Annotated in this window: 16 protein-coding genes; 4 read left to right on the top strand and 12 right to left on the bottom strand. The window is 62.7% G+C overall.

Features of this window, described 5'->3' with window-relative positions:
• Positions 1-9: 9 nt before the first annotated feature.
• The 3 genes from BLJAPNOD_RS19580 to BLJAPNOD_RS19590 all read right to left on the bottom strand — a co-directional run bounded on the left by BLJAPNOD_RS19580 (position 10) and on the right by BLJAPNOD_RS19590 (position 5,052).
• Complete coding sequence (locus tag BLJAPNOD_RS19580; protein ID WP_115420868.1) at positions 10-2,808, bottom strand: EAL domain-containing protein; 2,799 nt, start codon at positions 2,806-2,808, stop codon at positions 10-12.
• Between the two features lie 218 nt (positions 2,809-3,026).
• The gene (locus BLJAPNOD_RS19585) at positions 3,027-4,250 is read right to left on the bottom strand and encodes an FAD-dependent oxidoreductase (RefSeq protein WP_115421377.1); all 1,224 of its coding nucleotides are present in this window, start codon (positions 4,248-4,250) and stop codon (positions 3,027-3,029) included.
• A gap of 94 nt (positions 4,251-4,344) precedes the next feature.
• A complete protein-coding gene (locus tag BLJAPNOD_RS19590; protein WP_077504402.1) occupies positions 4,345-5,052 on the bottom strand; it encodes a glutathione binding-like protein in 708 nt (235 codons plus the stop codon).
• A 174-nt stretch (positions 5,053-5,226) separates the two neighbouring features.
• Here BLJAPNOD_RS19590 and BLJAPNOD_RS19595 point away from each other — a divergent pair, with 174 nt between their 5' ends.
• Entirely contained in the window at positions 5,227-5,979 is a 753-nt protein-coding gene (locus tag BLJAPNOD_RS19595) for a phytochelatin synthase family protein (RefSeq protein WP_115420869.1), read from the top strand.
• A gap of 43 nt (positions 5,980-6,022) precedes the next feature.
• Here the strand turns inward: BLJAPNOD_RS19595 and hisG are convergent, their stop codons facing one another.
• From hisG to BLJAPNOD_RS19615, 4 genes are all read right to left on the bottom strand, one after another.
• Positions 6,023-6,718, bottom strand: coding sequence for an ATP phosphoribosyltransferase (gene hisG, locus BLJAPNOD_RS19600; RefSeq protein WP_115420870.1), 696 nt, complete (start codon positions 6,716-6,718; stop codon positions 6,023-6,025).
• Positions 6,715-7,857, bottom strand: coding sequence for an ATP phosphoribosyltransferase regulatory subunit (locus BLJAPNOD_RS19605; protein ID WP_115420871.1), 1,143 nt, complete (start codon positions 7,855-7,857; stop codon positions 6,715-6,717). The genes hisG and BLJAPNOD_RS19605 overlap by 4 nt, the downstream gene beginning before the upstream one ends.
• A gap of 5 nt (positions 7,858-7,862) precedes the next feature.
• Entirely contained in the window at positions 7,863-9,386 is a 1,524-nt protein-coding gene (gene hisS / locus BLJAPNOD_RS19610; RefSeq protein WP_115420872.1) for a histidine--tRNA ligase, read from the bottom strand.
• Between the two features lie 299 nt (positions 9,387-9,685).
• A complete protein-coding gene (locus tag BLJAPNOD_RS19615; protein WP_147294560.1) occupies positions 9,686-9,871 on the bottom strand; it encodes a hypothetical protein in 186 nt (61 codons plus the stop codon).
• 196 nt (positions 9,872-10,067) lie between these two features.
• Here BLJAPNOD_RS19615 and BLJAPNOD_RS19620 point away from each other — a divergent pair, with 196 nt between their 5' ends.
• Positions 10,068-10,448, top strand: coding sequence for a DUF305 domain-containing protein (locus BLJAPNOD_RS19620; protein ID WP_115421378.1), 381 nt, complete (start codon positions 10,068-10,070; stop codon positions 10,446-10,448).
• A 24-nt stretch (positions 10,449-10,472) separates the two neighbouring features.
• Here BLJAPNOD_RS19620 and BLJAPNOD_RS19625 read toward each other — a convergent pair whose 3' ends face one another.
• Complete coding sequence (locus tag BLJAPNOD_RS19625; protein WP_115421379.1) at positions 10,473-11,108, bottom strand: DNA-3-methyladenine glycosylase I; 636 nt, start codon at positions 11,106-11,108, stop codon at positions 10,473-10,475.
• Positions 11,109-11,357: 249 nt separating this feature from the next.
• Here BLJAPNOD_RS19625 and BLJAPNOD_RS19630 point away from each other — a divergent pair, with 249 nt between their 5' ends.
• Positions 11,358-12,128 (top strand): L,D-transpeptidase, encoded by a 771-nt coding sequence (locus BLJAPNOD_RS19630; RefSeq protein ID WP_115420874.1) that lies wholly within the window; start codon positions 11,358-11,360, stop codon positions 12,126-12,128.
• 191 nt (positions 12,129-12,319) lie between these two features.
• Complete coding sequence (locus BLJAPNOD_RS19635) at positions 12,320-13,015, top strand: L,D-transpeptidase (protein WP_115420875.1); 696 nt, start codon at positions 12,320-12,322, stop codon at positions 13,013-13,015.
• 51 nt (positions 13,016-13,066) lie between these two features.
• On the opposite strand, the gene glcF is transcribed toward BLJAPNOD_RS19635, so the two are convergent.
• The 4 genes from glcF to BLJAPNOD_RS19655 form a co-directional block, all read right to left on the bottom strand.
• Positions 13,067-14,362 carry a glycolate oxidase subunit GlcF gene (gene glcF / locus BLJAPNOD_RS19640; RefSeq protein ID WP_115420876.1) on the bottom strand — a complete coding sequence of 432 codons (1,296 nt, stop codon included), beginning with the start codon at positions 14,360-14,362 and terminating at the stop codon, positions 13,067-13,069.
• Between the two features lie 130 nt (positions 14,363-14,492).
• The gene (locus BLJAPNOD_RS19645; protein WP_077504235.1) at positions 14,493-14,873 is read right to left on the bottom strand and encodes a DUF4870 domain-containing protein; all 381 of its coding nucleotides are present in this window, start codon (positions 14,871-14,873) and stop codon (positions 14,493-14,495) included.
• Positions 14,874-14,906: 33 nt separating this feature from the next.
• A complete protein-coding gene (glcE, locus tag BLJAPNOD_RS19650) occupies positions 14,907-16,118 on the bottom strand; it encodes a glycolate oxidase subunit GlcE (RefSeq protein ID WP_115420877.1) in 1,212 nt (403 codons plus the stop codon).
• Positions 16,115-17,554 carry an FAD-linked oxidase C-terminal domain-containing protein gene (locus tag BLJAPNOD_RS19655; protein ID WP_115420878.1) on the bottom strand — a complete coding sequence of 480 codons (1,440 nt, stop codon included), beginning with the start codon at positions 17,552-17,554 and terminating at the stop codon, positions 16,115-16,117. Before BLJAPNOD_RS19655 ends, glcE begins: the two co-directional genes overlap by 4 nt.
• Positions 17,555-17,561: the final 7 nt, after the last annotated feature.

Raw genomic sequence — 17,561 nt, forward strand, 5'->3', positions numbered from 1 at the left:
CGGCTCCCCTCAGGCGGCCGCCACCTTGGACCGCCCGGAAACGAGGCTCGAGATCGGCGCCGGCCGGCCGAGCAGGTAGCCTTGCGCTTCGTCACAGCCTTCCGCCTGCAGGATATCGAGCTGCGTCTGTGTCTCGACGCCTTCGGCCAGAACGGGAACGGATAGGCTCTGCCCGAGAGCGAGGATGGCACGGACAATTGCCTTTGCCTGCGGGCTTGCCTCGACTTCCCACATGAAGCTCTTGTCGAGCTTGATCTTGTCAAACGGGAAGGCTCTCAGCGTCTCGAGCGACGAATAGCCGGTGCCGAAGTCGTCAATCGCGATGGTGACCCCAAGTTCCTTGATCTGGCGGAGAGTGAGCAGCGCACGCTCCTTGTCGTCGATGATCGTCGACTCGGTGATCTCGAGTTCGAGCCGCTTCGGGTCAAGGCCGGTCTCGGAAAGAACCGCTTCCACGAGGCTGACGATGTCGCCGTTGGCGAGTTGGACCGGTGAGAGATTGACGGCGATCTTGTGTGCACTTTGCCATCCTGCCGCTTCACGGCAGGCCTCGCGCAGAACCCATTCGCCGATCGGCAGGATCGCGCCGCACTCTTCGGCAAGCGGAATGAACTCGTTCGGGGGCACCATGCCGCGATCGGGATGGTGCCAGCGCAGCAGCACTTCGTAGCCGATGACGTCGCCCGACATAACCGACTTCTGCACCTGGTAATGCAGTGCCAGCTGCTTCTTCTCGATCGCATCCCAAAGGTCGTTGGCCAGGCTACGCCTTTGGCGCGCCGCCTCGTCCATCGACACCTCGTAGAAGCATACGGTCTGGTTAAGCGCCGCCTTGGCACGGTACATCGCGAGGTCGGCATTGTTGATCAGCGTTTCGGCGGTCTCGGCATCCTGCGGATAGATGGCGACGCCCATGCTGCCGCCGGACTTCAGCTCGAAGTCGCCGAAGCGCATCTCCTCATGCAGGCTCTTTTCAATGCGGCGGACGAAATCGTTTAGCTCGGATAGGTCCTCGAAGCGCTTGACGGCGGCAAACTCGTCGCCGCCGAAGCGCGCCACGAATTCACCCTCCTGGAGCAACGATTTCATTCGCTGTGCGATCGTGACGAGCACAAAGTCGCCGGCTGCATGGCCGTGCAGGTCGTTCACTTCCTTGAACTTGTTGAGGTCGAGGCCGATGACGGCGACCTTGCGCGAGAACCAGGCGGCCGCGTCGAGTTCCTCTTCGAGGTAGCTGCTGAACTGCAGGCGGTTTGGAAGGCCGGTCAGGCTGTCGTGGCGCGCGAGGAACGAAATCTGTTCCTCGCTGTCGAGGCGTTCGGTTATGTCCTCATAGGTGCTGACCCAGCCGCCATCGGCAAGGGTGCGATGCTTGGTCAGGATCGAGCGTCCATTCGGCAACTTTTCGACGATGTCGCCACCGCCCTTGCCCACCATGTCGACGCGGTGCTTCTGGTAAAGTTCTTCCGATTTTGTCCGGGCGATTACCGGATCGGAATAGGTGCGGGCAAAAACCTCGTCGAGGATCTGGTGGAACGTCAGGCCCTTTCCGGCCAGCGTCTCGGAAAAGCCGAAAATCTCGCGGCAGCGGCGGTTGGACAGCAGCAGACGGTCGCCGCTGTCGAAGAGGCAAATGCCCTGCGACATGTTCTCGAGCGCAATGTCGAGATTCTTGCTCACCTCGGCAATGCGATCGGCGTCGACCTTTTGCTTGGTGATGTCCTTGACGATCTTGATGAAACCCGCATGGGTCCCATCCTCGTGCAGGAACGGGTCGATCACCACATGCGCCCAGAAGCGCGTGCCATCCTTGCGGTAGCGCCAGCCTTCGCATTCGAACTTGCCATTGGCGCACGCTTCGTCGAGTGCCTTTTGCGGCAGGCCCACCCGCTGGTCTTCAGACGAATAGAAGCATGCGAAATTCCTGCCGATGATTTCGTCGGCGGTATAGCCCTTGTTGGCTTCGGCTCCGGCATTCCAGCTCGCGACATGGCCTTTCACGTCGAGCATGTAGATGGCGTAATCCTTCACGCTCCGCACGAAACGGACGAATTCGCGTTCGGAAGCGGCGGCCGAATGCTCGGCATGGTGTGCGAAGCCGGCAGCCAGCAAAACCATCGTCAGCAGGAAGAAAGCGGTTCCGGCGATGACGAACGCCAGGAAATGCGGCTGTATCATGCCCTCGGGCGCAGGCAACAGCAAATCGGCTTCGATCGTCACGGCGCCCATGGCGGTGAAGTGCAAGGCAACGATACCGAGTGTCATGAACAGCGTTGCCAGAACCTTGGCCTTCAGCGGTCGATCGACGAGCGCGATGGTCCGCAGCGCGCCGACATCGAACAGCGATCCGGCCACGATCGAGGCAACAACGAGCGTCCAGTCCCAGCGGATGCGGCCGGGAACATCGAGCGCCGACATGCCGAGGAAATGCATGCAGGCCACACCGAAGCCGAGAACGATGCCGCCGATAATCCAGGAGACAGGTCCCTGTGCATAGGTGGCGATCAGCAGTGCCATCGTCGTCAGAACGACCGCGACTGCCAGCGACAGGGCCGTCAGATCGATCTGATAGCCGAGCACGACGCCCGGATCATAGGCAAGCATGGCGATGAAGTGGGTTGCCCAGATGCCGAAGCCGCTGGCTATGCCGGCAGCCACCGCCCAGATCGCCCTCGCCTTGCCGGCGGATGAACGCCCTCGCTGCAGCAACGTCACGGCACCGTAGCTCGAGAGGAAGCAGATGAGGGCGGCGAGCACGACCAGCTTGAGATCATGCTCGACCACGAGGCATGTGAGAACCTTGAACATCGCCAAACGCCTAAATGAAATTTCTGGTCCGAAAATGGATTCCCACTTCCGGTTCATCGCTTCTGTTGGCGTCCTGCCATTTAAGGAATGGTGAAAGTCGGAACGCAACCGCCGTTTCGAAACGGCACGATGCTTTCGTCCTTAACGAAGATTGAAACACCACCGCCTTGTGGTTGAACATCTCAAGTCGGCTCAATGAGACCGTGACGGTCGTGCGGCTAAGCCTGTGCCAAAAGTGCCTTCAGATCCGATTGCGGATCGGCAATGACGGACCTGTCCGGATGGATGCCGGTTTCCAGCAGCTTCTTGCCGGTGACATAGGCTTTGGCATCGTTAATGGCGTCGACAGCGATGAGCTTTCCCTCGCGGAAGTACCAGACCGAAACGCTGCCTTCGCGCTGGCCGGGACGAACGATGGTTTCGTCATGACCGAGGCCAAAACCGGCGATCTGTAGTTTCACGTCATACTGGTCCGACCAGAACCAGGGTTTTGGCGCATAAGGCTCCGTCCCGCCGGCGATGACGGCGGCAACCGCCTCGGCCTGATCCACGGCATTCTGCACCGATTCCAGGCGGATACGCATGGTGTCCCAGGGCTGGACGGCGCAATCGCCCATTGCGAAAATCGCCGGGTCGGCGGTCCGCCCATGGCTGTCGACAACGATGCCGCCAGCGGTTTCGAGGCCGGCCCCATGCGCCAGGTGATCATTGGCGGTCACGCCGATGCCGACGATGACGAGATCGACCGGCAGCACCGAACCGTCGGACAGTTCGACGCCGGTCACGCGACCATTCTCGCCGGTCAGCCGGTTCAGGCCCGTTGCCTCGCGGACGTCGACACCGCGCGACCGATGAATTTCGCGCACGATGCCCGACGTTGCGGCGGAGGCAACGCGTTGCAGGATGCGGTCGGCCATCTCGATAACCGTCACCTCGAGCCCGAGCGTGCGCGCGACCGCGGCAGCCTCGAGGCCGATATAACCGCCGCCGACGACGAGCGCCCGCCTGCCGGGCTTCATCTCTTCGGCCAAGAGATCGGCATCCCTGAAATCGCGGACTGTGAAAACACCGTCCAGGTCGCCGCCGACCGACGCCGGCAAACGGCGTGGGGTGGAGCCGGTTGCAAATGCAAGCGTCTCGTAGTCAAGCGACGTTCCGTCACTCAGCGTCACGCGGCGGGCGACGCGGTCGAGTTCCGTCACGGTGGTCGATAGTCTGATGTCGACATGGTGCTCGCCGTACCAGGCCTCAGGCCGATAGAGCAGCCTGTCGAGGCTCATCTCGCGAAGCAGATACTTCTTGGACAAAGGTGGGCGCTGATAGGGCAGGCTAGCCTCGGACGAGACGATGGTGATCGGTCTTTCGTCCTTCAACGCCCGCAGTTTGGCGACCAACGCAAAGGCGGCCTGACCACCACCGATTACAACAAGCCTTCCGGTCACGCTCTCACCCGTCATTTATCCGTCTGTACAACAAGGCGTAGCCTTTCCGCCCGAGCCTCGTCAACTCGAACGAATGGCCATACCCAGCGATCATTCAGTCCCTGGCCGGGATTTCCATGCCCTTTTGCGCTGCCGGACGCGCCAGACCGCGCTCGACCCAGGCCATCACATTCGGGAAGCTTCCGTAGTCGAGCACGTCGGCGCCGCCATAGAACCTGCGCGCGCCTTCGACCCAGGGATAGGTGGCGATATCGGCGATGGTATAGTCTTCGCCCATCAGCCATTGCCGCCCCTGAAGCCTGCCTTCCAGCACGCCCAGCAACCGCTTCGATTCATCGCGATAACGTTCGACCGGGTAGGAATTGTTGGCGACCTTGTCGGCAGCGAATTTGAAGAAGTGACCGAACTGCCCGAGCATCGGGCCGACGCCACCCATCTGGAACATCACCCAGCAGATCGTCTCATAACGCGCGGAGGCATCCGCCGGCAGAAGTTTCCCCGTCTTTTCCGCGAGATAGAGGAGGATAGCGCCGGACTCGAACAGGCCAATCGGCTCGCCACCGGGACCGTTCGGATCGACGATGGCGGGAATGCGACCGTTCGGGTTGAGCGACAGGAATTCCGGCGACTTCTGATCGTTGGTGTCGAACGAGATCCGGTGCGCCTCATAGGGCAATCCCAGTTCTTCGAGCGCAATGGAGATCTTCACACCGTTCGGCGTCGGCAAGGAATAGAGCTGGACGATACCAGGGTTCTTCGCAGGCCAGCGCTTTGTAATCGGAAAGGCGGAAAGATCGGCCATCAAATGCTCCTCGAAACGAATGGCGCAAGCGACACCCGCCGCTTGCGCCGCGTAGATAAGGTCATTCGCGCACATTTGTCAGCCGGTGAGGCAAAATTTACCGCGCTGCGATAATCGCCTTGCCCGGAAGAGAATGATGCGGCCCGCTCGCAGGCGACGATCAACGAGGAAGACATGTCCGACAAAACTGCCCGATGGCTCGCCCTTATCGGTTTGATGGCCTTTGCCCAGCCACTTCAAGCCGAGGAAACCAGCAAACCGAAGTTCGGCCCCATGGCCGTGCCGGTTACCGTCGACAACGGCCACCTGCGGATGTCGGCGGCCCCCGACTATTGGGCGATGGCTTCGTTCTATGTGCCGCAGCAGACATCGAGCGCCTGTTCGCTCGCGTCGCTCGCAATGCTGACGAACGCATTGCGCGGTCTGCCGGTCGGCTCGCAGGACAATCTGATCACTCAGGACGGGCTACTGGAGGCTGTCGACAGCCGCAAATGGCGCGAGCAGACCAAGGAGGACGGCGATGGCGTCCTCTTCGCCGATCTTGTCGCCCAGACGGACGCAAGCCTCAAAGCCTTCGACATCAAGGCGACCGTTTCGGCAGCACATGTCGGCCCGGATACGAGCGCCACGCTCGACGCATTCCGCAAGGCGCTCACGGAAAATGAGAAGTCGGCCAACGACATGATCGTCGTCTACTTCAATCAGGGTGTGGTCACCGGCGACTGGGATGGCCCGCATGTCTCGCCGATCGGCGCCTATGATGCGACACACGACCGCGTGCTGGTGATGGACATCGATCGCGAGTGGTACGTGCCCTACTGGACTGCGACCGAAACCCTGTTCAAGGCCATGCAGCGCCCGGCACCCGCCGACCAGGGCGTGCTCGCCGGCGAGACCGGCGGTTGGGTGCACGTCTCGAAAGGTTGATGGCTGCCGCCCGAAAGCATCCCGGCGCGGCGCGTTTCAGATCTCAAAGCGCGTCGCGCACGGCCGAGAGGATGCGGCCGACGACCGGGTCACTGTCATGCGCCGGTTTGCGGGCACGCACCAGGCAAGCCTCCGACCGCAGGATGACGCCGTCGGTCAGGATCTTCAGGTGGTTGGCAACGAGCGTCGAGCCGGTCGAGGTGATGTCGACGATGATATCGGCGGAGCCGGAGGCCGGGGCGCCCTCAGTCGCGCCGAGGCTTTCGACGATGCGGTAGAGCTGGATGCCGTGGCTACCGGAGAAATGGTTCTGTGTCAGCCGCCAATACTTCGTCGCGATCGCCAGGCGCCGCCCGTGGCGGGCACGGAAGTCGGCGGCGACGTCGCCGAGGTCGGCCATGGTGTCGACGTCATACCAGATCTCCGGAACGGCGACGACGACGTCGGCATGGCCGAAGCCGAGGCGGGCGCAGAACTCGACGCGGGCGTCGGCATTGGCTAGCCCTTCGCGCACCAGATCTTCGCCTGTGACGCCGAAATCGATCGAGCCGTTGCCGAGCTCGCGCGAGATCTCCGAGGCGGACAGGAAGGCAATCTCGACATCGTCCCAGCCTTCGACCCGACCGCGATAGGAACGGTCATTGCCGACGGCGACGATCTTCATGCCGGCGCGCTCGAAGATCGAGGAGGCGTCGTCCTTCATCCGTCCCTTGGACGGCAGGGCGATGGTGATGGTCATGCGGCACCTCCGCTGGCAGTGATCGCCGCTTCGATCCGGTCGAGCCAGAGCGAGAAGCCGACGGCGGGGATATGCTCCTGAGCGCCGAGCAATGTCAGCAGCCGGTCGAAGCGCCCGCCACCGGCAAGCACCGCCGGTGTGCCCTCGGCTTCGACTTCGAAGACGAGGCCTGTGTAGTAGTCGAGCGGACGGCCAAAGGCGGCGCGGTAACGAATGACGGAGATGTCGGCGTCGATAGCGGCAAGTGCCGCCACTCGCGCGTCAAAGCGCGAGAGCGCGCCATCGAGCGTCAGCCCGGTCTTCTCGGCAAAGCGAAAAAGGGCAGCCGGCGCTTCGGCAAGCGGCATATCGAGCGCCAGGAATTCACGCACGAGATCAAGCGTTTCGGGATCGAGCCTCGTATTGGCCAGCTCCATCTTTTCCTTGAGGCGGCGGGCAATGTCCTGCGGAGAGCGGCTGGCATTGGTGGAATAGCCTGTCGCCTCCATCGTTTCGCCGATATGGGCGACAAGCCGCGCCTCGTCATCGAGCATACCGTTGATCGCCAGCCGTTCGACTTCGGGGCCGAAGACACCGGCGGCTTTGGGATCGGCAAGCTCGGCCAGCAGTTTCTGCAGATGTTTCGGATCGCCGAAGGCATGGATCAGCCGCTTCTGCCAGCCGCCCGGCAGGCCGCAGGCGCCGACAACCGCTTCGAAGACCGCCTGGTCGCCGAGCGTGACCGCCAGAGGCCGCCCGGGAAGGCGATTGGCAACAACCCGCATGGCATTGCCGACTGCGCGCGCGTCGGAGGCGGCGATATCGGTATCGCCGAGATCTTCGATGCCGGCCTGATAGAATTCATTGCCGCCTTCGCGGCGCTGGCGGAACACTTCGCCGAGATAGGCATAGCGCTTGGGCGTGCCTGTCGCCGTTTCGATGTGGCGAAGGCAGACGGGAATGGTGAACTCCGGCCGCAGGCAGAGGCTCTCGCCGGTCTCGCTCTCGGTCATGAAGATGCGGCGGCGAAGGTCCTCGCCGGCCATGGCGAGAAACGGCTCGGCCGGCTGGATCACCGGCGTGTCGACCCGAAGCGTGCCGAGGCTTTCGAAGTCGGCAAGCAGCTCTGCGGAGAAGGCGGGAAGGTTGATCAGAGGCATCGCCGTCAGCCAGCCCTTGCCCGATCCTCGGCCTGTGCCGCGAGCATCTCGCGCACCTTCTCGACCAGTTCGCCGACGGGAACGGAGACCTGCGCCACCCGCGCCTCGCGCCAAGCGGCGTTGTCCTCGATTTCGCCCGACAGGCGCTTGCCTTCAATCAGGTCCTTGATCTGCACCAGACCGGCAGCGCGCTCGTCGCCGCCCTGGATGATCGCCAAGGGCGCACCGCGGCGGTCGGCGTATTTCAGCTGGTCGCCGAAGTTCTTCTTGTTGCCCTGGTACATCTCGGCGCGAATGCCGGCATGACGAAGCTGCTGCACGAAGCGCTGGTAGTGGCCCATGCTGTCGATATCGCGATCCATGACGCAGACGACAACCGGAGCGACAACCTCGGCCGAACCGAGCTTGCCGAGGTTCTTGAGCGCGGTCATCAGGCGCGACACGCCGATCGAGAAACCGGTGGCCGGCACCGGCTGGCCCATGAAGCGCGAGACCAGACCGTCGTAACGACCGCCGCCGCCGACCGAACCGAAGACGACCTTTTCGCCCTTCTCGTTGGTGACGGCAAACTGCAGCTCGGCCTCGAAAACCGGGCCGGTGTAATATTCGAGACCGCGAACGACAGACGGATCGATCTTGATGCGATCGGCCTCATAGCCGGCGCTGACGACCAGGCTGCGGATGGTGTTGAGTTCCTGCACACCCTCGCCGCCCTTGGCCGTGCCTGAAACGAGCGCTGCGAGTTCGTCGGCGCTTTCGGCATAGTTCTGGATACCGACGAAGAACAGAACCTTGTCGATCTGCTCGCCGGTCAGACCAGCACCCTTGGTGAAGTCGCCGCTCTCGTCCTTGCGGCCTTCGCCGAGCAGCAGGCGCACCCCTTCGGGGCCGAACTTGTCTAGCTTGTCGATGGCGCGCAGCACTGTCAGGCGGGCATTGGCCTTGTCGTCGCCACCGAGGCCGATGGCCTCCATGACGCCGTCGAGAACCTTGCGGTTGTTGACCCGGATCACGTAGTCGCCACGCTTGATGCCGAGCGCTTCCATGGTGTCAGCCATCATCATGCACATCTCGGCATCCGCCTGGACGCCGGCGGCACCGACCGTATCTGCATCGAACTGCATGAACTGGCGGAAGCGACCCGGGCCTGGCTTTTCGTTGCGGAAGACGTAGCCGGCGCGATAGGTGCGGAAGGGAAGCTGGATCTCGTTGAAGTTCTCGGCGACGTGACGGGCAAGCGGCGCCGTCAGGTCGTAGCGCAGCGACATCCACTGGTCGTCGTCATCCGTCAGCGAGAATACCCCCTCGTTCGGACGGTCGCTGTCGGGCAGGAACTTTCCGAGCGCATCGGTGTATTCGAACAGCGGCGTTTCGACCGGATCGAAACCATAACGCTCGTAGACTTCGCGGATCTTGACGATCATCTCGTCGGTCGCGCGAATATCGGCGGCCGAACGATCGACAAAGCCACGCGGCAGGCGCGCCTTGAGCTTCTGCGGTTTCTTTTGTTTCTCGGTCATGGGGAGCATTCCGGACTATCTGCGGGTTTGGAGCTTTCCCTACCGGATCGAGGCATGGGCGGCAAGGGTTTGCGCAGCGCAAAGCGCCTGCGAGCGCGCGTGAAGGCAGCGGCCGGGACTGCCGCCGGCGAATGACGCCTTCTCTTTGCCACAGAGCGTCCTAAGTAAGAGGGCATGCGTTTTGCGGCCATTATACTCCTGTTTGTTGCAGCCCTGCTCTCGGGCGCGCCTTCGGCAATGCTGCAGGCGCAGGACCTGGCGACTGGTCCCGCATCAATTGCCCATCACGCGTCGCAGATGCAGGCCCTTCACGCTGACCATGAGACGGCCTGCGACGACGCCGGATCGTGCAAGGACCAGCCGCAGAAGCAGGCGCATCCTTCGCTCTGTTCGGCCTGCGTCGCAATCGGGCCGGTCACCTTGACGTTCGAGCGGGCGGGGATGACATCGTCACGCCTGGCCGCGGCAACCGAACCGACATTGCGCGCGGTCACGATCAGACCCCTCTCGCCACCACCCAAGCCCTTCGTGATTGTGTAACCGTCCTTGCGGCTCACCTTCAGGTGCACTGGTCGCGCTGACGAAATGACATTTCACATGACCGGCCGCAAAAAACGGCCGACATCTCGACGCGTGTATGGCGCAGCCTCAGTCGCGCGAGATGACGATGCAATGAAGAAGGATACCATCATGTCTTTGAAAACGATCATCGCAGCCCTGGCGCTGACTGTGTCCCTCCATGCTCCCGTGTTGGCTCAGGACCACAGCAACATGCATCACGGATCGGCTGACGCGGCGGCCCCGGCGGGTGACACCTCCCCCTCCAGCAAGGCCTTCGCCGAGGCGAATGCCCGCATGCACAAGGGCATGGACATCGCCTTTACCGGCAATGCCGATGCCGACTTCGTGCGGGGCATGATCGCCCATCACCAGGGCGCGATCGACATGGCCAAGGTCGAACTCGAATTCGGCAAGGACGAACAGCTGCGCAAACTGGCCGAGGACATCATCAAGGCCCAGGAGGGCGAGATAAAGATGATGAAGGATTGGCTTGCCAAGAACGGCGGCTAAAGCCATTCCCGGAAAGATGCAAATTCAAGGTTGCGGGCGCGCTAGCGCCCGCCGCATGTCCTCGACCGTCGCGCGGCAATGGCAGCCTTCGATATGGTCGTTGACGAGGCCCATGGCCTGCATGAAGGCGTAGATCGTCGTCGGGCCGACGAAGGTCCAGCCGCGCTTCTTCAGGTCCTTGGAGATCCGTGTCGAGGTCGGCGTCGTCGGATTGGCGGCGATCACCTCGTAGCTGACAAATGCCGGCCGCTCGTCGGGACCAGGTTCGTGCGACCAGAAATAGGCGGCAAGCGAGCCGAACTCGGCCTTGAGCGCCTGGGCGCGCAAGGCGTTGTTGATCGTGGAGACGATCTTGCCGCGGTGACGCACGATGCCGGTATCGCCAAGGCAGCGCTCGATATCGGCATCGCCGAAGGTGGCGACCTTGTCGAAATCGAAACCGGCGAAGGCGGCGCGGAAGGCGTCCCGCTTTCTAAGGATCGTCAGCCAGGAGAGGCCGGATTGAAAGCCTTCCAGGCAAATCTTCTCGAACAGCCGCCGGTCATCGGTAACCGGCCGCCCCCACTCCTCGTCGTGATAGCGCCTGTAGTCATCGAGATTGCTCTGCCAGGCGCAACGCCCAAGGCCGTCTTCGCCGATCATTATGCCCTTGGTCGTCATCATCAGCCCCGCTTCATCCTGTTCCTGCCCATTTACCATTCACAAACCAGATTCCTAAAGCGACGGATAACCCTACCCAAAGCTTTATCGGCCCTTCGCCCCTTTGACGGGCCGCCGTTTACCATTCCGTGGCGCCGCGATGACACGATCGCCCCATTGCCAAGGCGCATGCCGACCGTTCCGGAGACCCGTTCTCCGGCTGGCCGCGCCATTTTGATACGTTTCGGCGAAAGGTAGCGAGTCCGTCCGATGTTGAAAAAATCCCTTCTTATTGCAGCATCCTTCCTCACCCTCGTCGCGGGCCAGGTGGAAGCCCAGGACCGGTACCAGAACCGGCCGCCGGTGATCGTCAGCCCCGACCTGACCGCCCCCTGGGTGATGCAACTCGGCGGCCAGCCGCAGCAGGCGCGCCGGGTCCTCTACCGCCAGCAGATTCCGGCGACCACCCGAAAACAGTATTATCAGGGCCAAACGATACAACCGCAGGCAAAACGCCGCGTCGGCACGCCGCTGCTTCAACCTGTCAACGCCACCCGCGCCCAGCGCCCGGTCAAGTCGAAGTTCGACCCGCAGTACCTGCCGCAAACCGTTGCCTATGATGGCAAGGAAAAGGCGGGCACCATCGTCATCGATACCAACAACCGCTTCCTCTATCTCGTCAGCGGCAACGGCCAGGCGCGCCGTTACGGCGTCGGCGTCGGCAAGCCGGGGTTCGAATGGGCCGGCGCCCACAAGGTTACCCGCAAGGCGGAATGGCCGAGCTGGACGCCGCCGAAGGAAATGATTTCGCGCGAAGCCGCCAAGGGACACTACCTGCCGGCGCGCATGGACGGAGGCCCGGAAAACCCGCTTGGCGCGCGCGCCATGTATCTCGGCTCGACGCTCTACCGCATCCATGGCACCAATGCGCCCTGGACGATCGGTTATGCGGTTTCGTCAGGCTGCATCCGCATGCGTAACGAGGATGTCGTCGATCTCTATGAGAGGGTGAATGTCGGCACGAAGGTTATCGTCATATAATTGGCGCTTTGCATAGAATATTTCCCGGCGCCCGTACGTCTTGCTGTTGCCTGAACGTGATCTTCAGGCAACAGGCGGGTCTCAAGATACAAAATCCGTGATCACGTTCGATCTATCGGATGTATCCCGGACTTGAACTTAGGGCCGTTTTGCATAGCCTGCTTGCAACGAGGGCTTAGAGGGAATCGTATATGAAACGTCATGCCAGCAATTTGGTCGCGATCGCCATCGCGGCCAGCACTATTCTTGCCGCCGCCAATGCGCAGGCTTTCACGCCTGCTGCGACATCCGGAACCACTGCCAAGAACAGCGATGTCGTCCTCGTCGCGACGCAGAGAAAGCCGCCGAAACAGTTCTGGCGCACCAAGGTTCGCTTCAGCACCGACGAAGCACCCGGCACGATCATCGTCGATACCAACAACAAGTTTCTCTACTACATCGACGGCCCGAACCGCGCGACCCGCTACGGCATCGGCGTCGGCCGCGAAGGCTTCGGCTGGTCGGGTGTGGTGAAAGTGGGCCGCAAGGCGGAATGGCCGAGCTGGACACCGCCGAAGGAAATGCGCGTACGCGAAGCGGCCAAGGGTCGCATCCTGCCGGTCACCCAGGAGGGCGGCATCGACAACCCACTCGGCGCGCGCGCCATGTATCTCTACAAGGGCGGTCGCGACACCATCTTCCGCATCCACGGCACCAACCAGCCGTGGACGATCGGCCAGAACATGTCTTCAGGCTGCATCCGCATGATGAACGACGATGTCGAGCATCTCTATGACCGCGCCGACGTCGGCACCAAGGTGATCGTCATCGGTCCCGGCAGCAAGACCGGCGACACCTACTTCAACGACCGCGGCGTCGATATCTTCCGCCAGATCTTCGGCGGCTGATCCACTCGCCAGAGACATGAATGCCGGCGCATCGCGCCGGCATTTTTCGTTTCACAACCCGGCCGGCTTCGCCCCGCCATAGGCCCAGTCAAGCAATTCGACGGTGTGGACGATCGGGATCGCCGTGCCGGTGGCGATCTGGGTGATGCAGCCGATATTGCCGGTGGCGATCACGTCAGGCTTCGTCGCTACAAGGTTTTTCACCTTGCGGGCTTTCAGCTTTTCAGAGATCTCCGGCTGCAGGATGTTGTAGGTGCCGGCTGAACCGCAACAGAGATGGCCTTCGGCCGGATCGCGCACGACGAAGCCTGCCTGCTTCAACAACTGCTTCGGCGCCATGGTGATCTTCTGGCCATGCTGCATCGAGCAGGCGGAATGATAGGTCACCGTCATGCCGCGCGGATCCTGCGCCGGCAGATCGAGCGTCGACAGGTACTCTGTGATGTCCTTCGCCATGGCCGAAACCCTCGCTGCCTTTTCCGCATAGGCGGGGTCGAGGCGCAGCATGTGGCCATAATCCTTGATCGTCGTGCCGCAGCCGGACGCGGTGATGATGACCGCATCGAGACCGCCCTCGTCGGCGACCTTGAGCCAGGCATCGACATTGCGTCGGGCTGCGTCAAGCGCCTGTTCCTCCCGCCCCATGTGATGGACCAACGCGCCGCAACAGCCCTCCCCGGCCGAGATGACCACCTCGATGCCGAGGCGGGTCAGGAGACGGATCGTCGCCTCGTTGATCTCCGGCTTCAAGACCGGTTGGGCGCAACCGTTCAAAAGCGCGACGCGGCCGACGCGCTTGCCGCTGGCGGCATGGGTACCCGGCATTGCGGTTTCCGAGGGCTCCGGCACCGCCTTCGGCGCCAGATCAAGCATCACGCCGAACGTCTTGAGCGCCGCGATCCGCTTCAGCACCTTGGAAAAGGGCCGTCCGAGAGCGGCCGCTTTCAATGCGAAGCGAAAGCGCGAGGGATAGGGCAAGACCTGCGCCAGCACCGCGCGGGCCAGCCTGTCCTTCAGTGGCCGCTTGTAGGTCTTTTCGATATGGATGCGGGCGTGATCGACCAGATGCATGTAGTCGACACCCGACGGGCAGGTGGTCGTACAGGCAAGACAGGACAGACAGCGATCGATATGGGTCACGGTCTCCGTGTCGGCCGCCCGGCCGTTTTCGAGCATGTCCTTGATGAGATAAATGCGGCCCCGCGGGCTGTCGAGCTCGTCGCCCAGCGTCACATAGGTGGGACAGGTGGCGGTGCAAAAACCGCAATGCACGCATTTGCGCAGGATAGCCTCGGATTCGGCCACATGCGGATCGGCAAGCTGCGCGGGCGTAAAATTGGTCTGCAAACGCTTACTCCAATGTCGGGGCCCTGCCCCTGATGCGCGTCGCGATCCCTCGGGGATCGTTTGCGGCAATTCAAGCTCTTGTTTTTCCGCGTCGTTCTCGCAAAGCCGCGTCAATCCTGCGCGGCACTTTTTAGATCATCCAGCTTTCCGGGTTGCTGATCGGTTCTTCACGGGCGGCGCGCTGCAGGCCGACGACACAGCGCACGACGATCCAGACCGCGGTGGCGATAAACCCGAGGAACCCGATCAGCAACACCATCAACAAGGCAGAGATGACGCTGAACAGCACCGCAATCCAGAACGTCCGGATCGCCCAGGTATAATGCGTCTGCACCCAGGGCGCACCCTTGCCGCGGTTGAGATAGGCAAGCACGACGCCGATGATGGCGGTGATCCCGACGGCGAAAGCGACGAGGTAGAGCACATAGATGACCTGGACGTTGACCTTGCCGGGTTCGAGCCAGCGATCGGTCTCTCTGGGAGACGGAGCCCGCGGACCGTTGTCACTCATCGATACCTCCCTCTCTCGTCATGTGTCCGTGCCTCAGGAGACTGCCTGCATCCGGCCTGGATTGAAAATCCGCTGCGGATCGAACTTCTCCCGGACGCGTTCGCTCAAAAGCGCCACCGGCGCCGGTTGCGGCTCGAACGACGGAATGGTCGCTCGAAAGGCGTCGTTTGCGCGAACAAGGGTCGCATGGCCGCCGCCGAGCGCCTTGATATAACGGCGCACCAGTGCGGCCTCGGGATCCGCCTCCATTCGCAGCCACACAAGCCCGCCCTGCCAGTCGTAGAAGGCATCGACCCCCGTCTGCAGCCGCAAGGCGGCGACCAGCTGGTGCCCCGCCGAGGGCGCAACGGAGACGCGCCAGAGCGGCCGCTCCGTGCCGTCGGCATAAGGCTTCACATCGCGGATCTCCGACCAGAGTGCCACAGTCTGCTCCTCGCCGAGCCGCGTGACCGCACCGAACCGTTGGAGCGCCTTCGACAGTTTCTCAATCCGCATCGACACGGAAGCCAGCAAACCCTCGAGCCGAAGGACGGTCGCCGCGCCGTCCGGCAGCAAGCCGCCGATGAACCGGCCGCGCACGCTCTCGGCCAGATGTGCCGCACCTGACACCTCGACCGTTTGCGCCATGGCTTCCGCCATCACGGCGGCCGCCTCGGCATCGTTCAATCCGGAGACCACGATGGTCTCGCAGGTCGGTGGCTTCGGCAGCACACGAAAGGTCAGTTCGGTCAGAATGCCGAGCGTGCCGTGGGAGCCGGCAAGCAGCTTGACCAGATCGAGGCCGGTCACATTCTTCATCACCCGGCCGCCGGCCTTGATCGCGTCGCCTCGACCATTGACGAAACGGACGCCGAGCAGGCTGTCGCGTGCGGCACCGGCGATGATGCGCCGCGGCCCGGAGACATTGGCCGCAAACACCCCACCAATCGTCGGCTCACCGGTCGTTGCAAAGACCGGGCGATGGTCCATCGGCTCGAAGGACAGCATCTGCCGGTTTTCGGCAAGTGCCGCCTCAATCTCGGCAAGCGGCGTGCCGGCGAGCGCGCTGACGGTCATTTCCGCCGGCTTGTAAGTGACGATGCCGGAGAGGCGACGGGTGGACAGCACCCGATCGGCGCGCACGGGGTTGCCGAGGCCGGATCGCGTGCCGCCGCCGATGACGGCAAGCGATGCCCTGTCAGCGGCCATCGCCCGAACGACGGTCGCAATCCCCTCTTCGCTCGCGGGTTCGAAATGCACGATCATGCGGCAGGGCGTCCTTCGAGCGGAAAGACCTTGGACGGGTTCAGGATCCATTGCGGATCGAAGGCGGCGCGCGCCGCCATCTGCTGGTCGAGATCGGTCTGGGTGAACTGATGCAGCATGAGGTCGCGCTTCTCGATGCCAACGCCATGTTCGCCGGTGAGGCATCCGCCGGCGTCGACGCAGAGCTTGAGGATGTCATTGCCGGCGCTTTCTGCGCGCGCAGCATCTTCGGGGTCATTGATGTTGTAGAGGATCAGCGGATGCATGTTGCCGTCGCCGGCATGAAACACATTGGCGACACGCAGGCCATAGGAAGCGACGATCTCGCCGGTGCGGCGCAGAACGTGGGACAGCTGGCTGAGCGGCACGGTGCCGTCCATGCAGATATAGTCGGCGATGCGTCCGGTCGCGCCGAACGCCGATTTGCGCCCCTTCCAGATCAGCGCCGCCTCGAGCGCCGACTGGCTTTCCTTGATGGTGGTGACGCCATGGCGGCGGGCAACGTCGATGATGCTTGAAAGCATCGCGTCCATCTCGGCTTCCGAACCTTCGACTTCGACGATCAACAGGGCTTCGACATCGAGGGGATAGCCGGCATGGGCAAAGGCTTCGCAGATCTCGATGGCCGGCTTGTCCATGAACTCCATGGCGACGGGGATGATGCCGGCACCGATGACGTCGGCGACGCAGGCACCGGCCGCCTCCGACGAGGCAAAGCCGAACAGCACCGGGCGGGCGCCCTCGGGCTTGGCGACCAGCCGCACAGTTGCTTCCGTCACGATGCCGAGCTGCCCTTCCGAACCGCAAACGAGACCGAGCAGGTCATAGCCGGCGGCATCGAGCGCCTTGCCACCGAGATCGATGATCGTGCCGTCGAACAGAACCATCTTCACGCCTAACAGATTGTTGGTGGTGACGCCGTATTTCAGGCAATGGGCGCCACCGGAATTCATGCCGATGTTGCCGCCGATGGTGCAGGCGAGCTGCGAACTCGGATCGGGAGCATAGAAGAAGCCGTCGGCGGAGACGGCCTCGGAAATATTCAGATTGGTGACGCCCGCCTGAACCGTTGCCGTGCGGTTGAAGAAGTCGATGTCGAGGATGCGCGACATCTTCGACAGCCCGATCACGACGGCGTCTTCCTGCGGGATGGCGCCGCCGGAAAGCGACGTGCCCGCGCCGCGCGGCACGACGGGAATGCCATAACGGCTGCAGTACTTAAGAACGGCGGCAACCTGCTCGGTCGTTTCAGGCAAGGCGACAAGGAGCGGCATGCGGCGATAGGCGATGAAGGCGTCGGTCTCGAACGGCTTCAATCCGCGCTCGTCGCTGATGAGGCAGCCCGGAGGCAAGAGGTCGGCGAGGTCGGCGGCGATTTCGCGTCGGCGGGCGATGACGGCCGGTTTTGGCTGCAGAAAGCCGATCGTTTCCGCCATCAAATCC

The organism is Ensifer sp. M14 (assembly GCF_003355565.1).
Lineage (GTDB): Bacteria > Pseudomonadota > Alphaproteobacteria > Rhizobiales > Rhizobiaceae > Ensifer.

Bases quoted from the DNA above. Each gene is read 5' to 3' on its own strand.
- BLJAPNOD_RS19635 (WP_115420875.1), top strand. From the start codon at position 12,320: ATGAAACGTCATGCCAGCAATTTGGTCGCGATCGCCATCGCGGCCAGC.
- hisS (WP_115420872.1), bottom strand. From the start codon at position 9,386: ATGCTCCCCATGACCGAGAAACAAAAGAAACCGCAGAAGCTCAAGGCG.
- BLJAPNOD_RS19630 (WP_115420874.1), top strand. From the start codon at position 11,358: ATGTTGAAAAAATCCCTTCTTATTGCAGCATCCTTCCTCACCCTCGTC.
- BLJAPNOD_RS19625 (WP_115421379.1), bottom strand. From the start codon at position 11,108: ATGACGACCAAGGGCATAATGATCGGCGAAGACGGCCTTGGGCGTTGC.
- BLJAPNOD_RS19595 (WP_115420869.1), top strand. From the start codon at position 5,227: ATGTCCGACAAAACTGCCCGATGGCTCGCCCTTATCGGTTTGATGGCC.
- BLJAPNOD_RS19590 (WP_077504402.1), bottom strand. From the start codon at position 5,052: ATGGCCGATCTTTCCGCCTTTCCGATTACAAAGCGCTGGCCTGCGAAG.
- glcE (WP_115420877.1), bottom strand. From the start codon at position 16,118: ATGATCGTGCATTTCGAACCCGCGAGCGAAGAGGGGATTGCGACCGTC.
- BLJAPNOD_RS19655 (WP_115420878.1), bottom strand. From the start codon at position 17,554: ATGGCGGAAACGATCGGCTTTCTGCAGCCAAAACCGGCCGTCATCGCC.
- BLJAPNOD_RS19620 (WP_115421378.1), top strand. From the start codon at position 10,068: ATGTCTTTGAAAACGATCATCGCAGCCCTGGCGCTGACTGTGTCCCTC.
- hisG (WP_115420870.1), bottom strand. From the start codon at position 6,718: ATGACCATCACCATCGCCCTGCCGTCCAAGGGACGGATGAAGGACGAC.
- BLJAPNOD_RS19605 (WP_115420871.1), bottom strand. From the start codon at position 7,857: ATGCCTCTGATCAACCTTCCCGCCTTCTCCGCAGAGCTGCTTGCCGAC.
- BLJAPNOD_RS19645 (WP_077504235.1), bottom strand. From the start codon at position 14,873: ATGAGTGACAACGGTCCGCGGGCTCCGTCTCCCAGAGAGACCGATCGC.
- BLJAPNOD_RS19580 (WP_115420868.1), bottom strand. From the start codon at position 2,808: ATGTTCAAGGTTCTCACATGCCTCGTGGTCGAGCATGATCTCAAGCTG.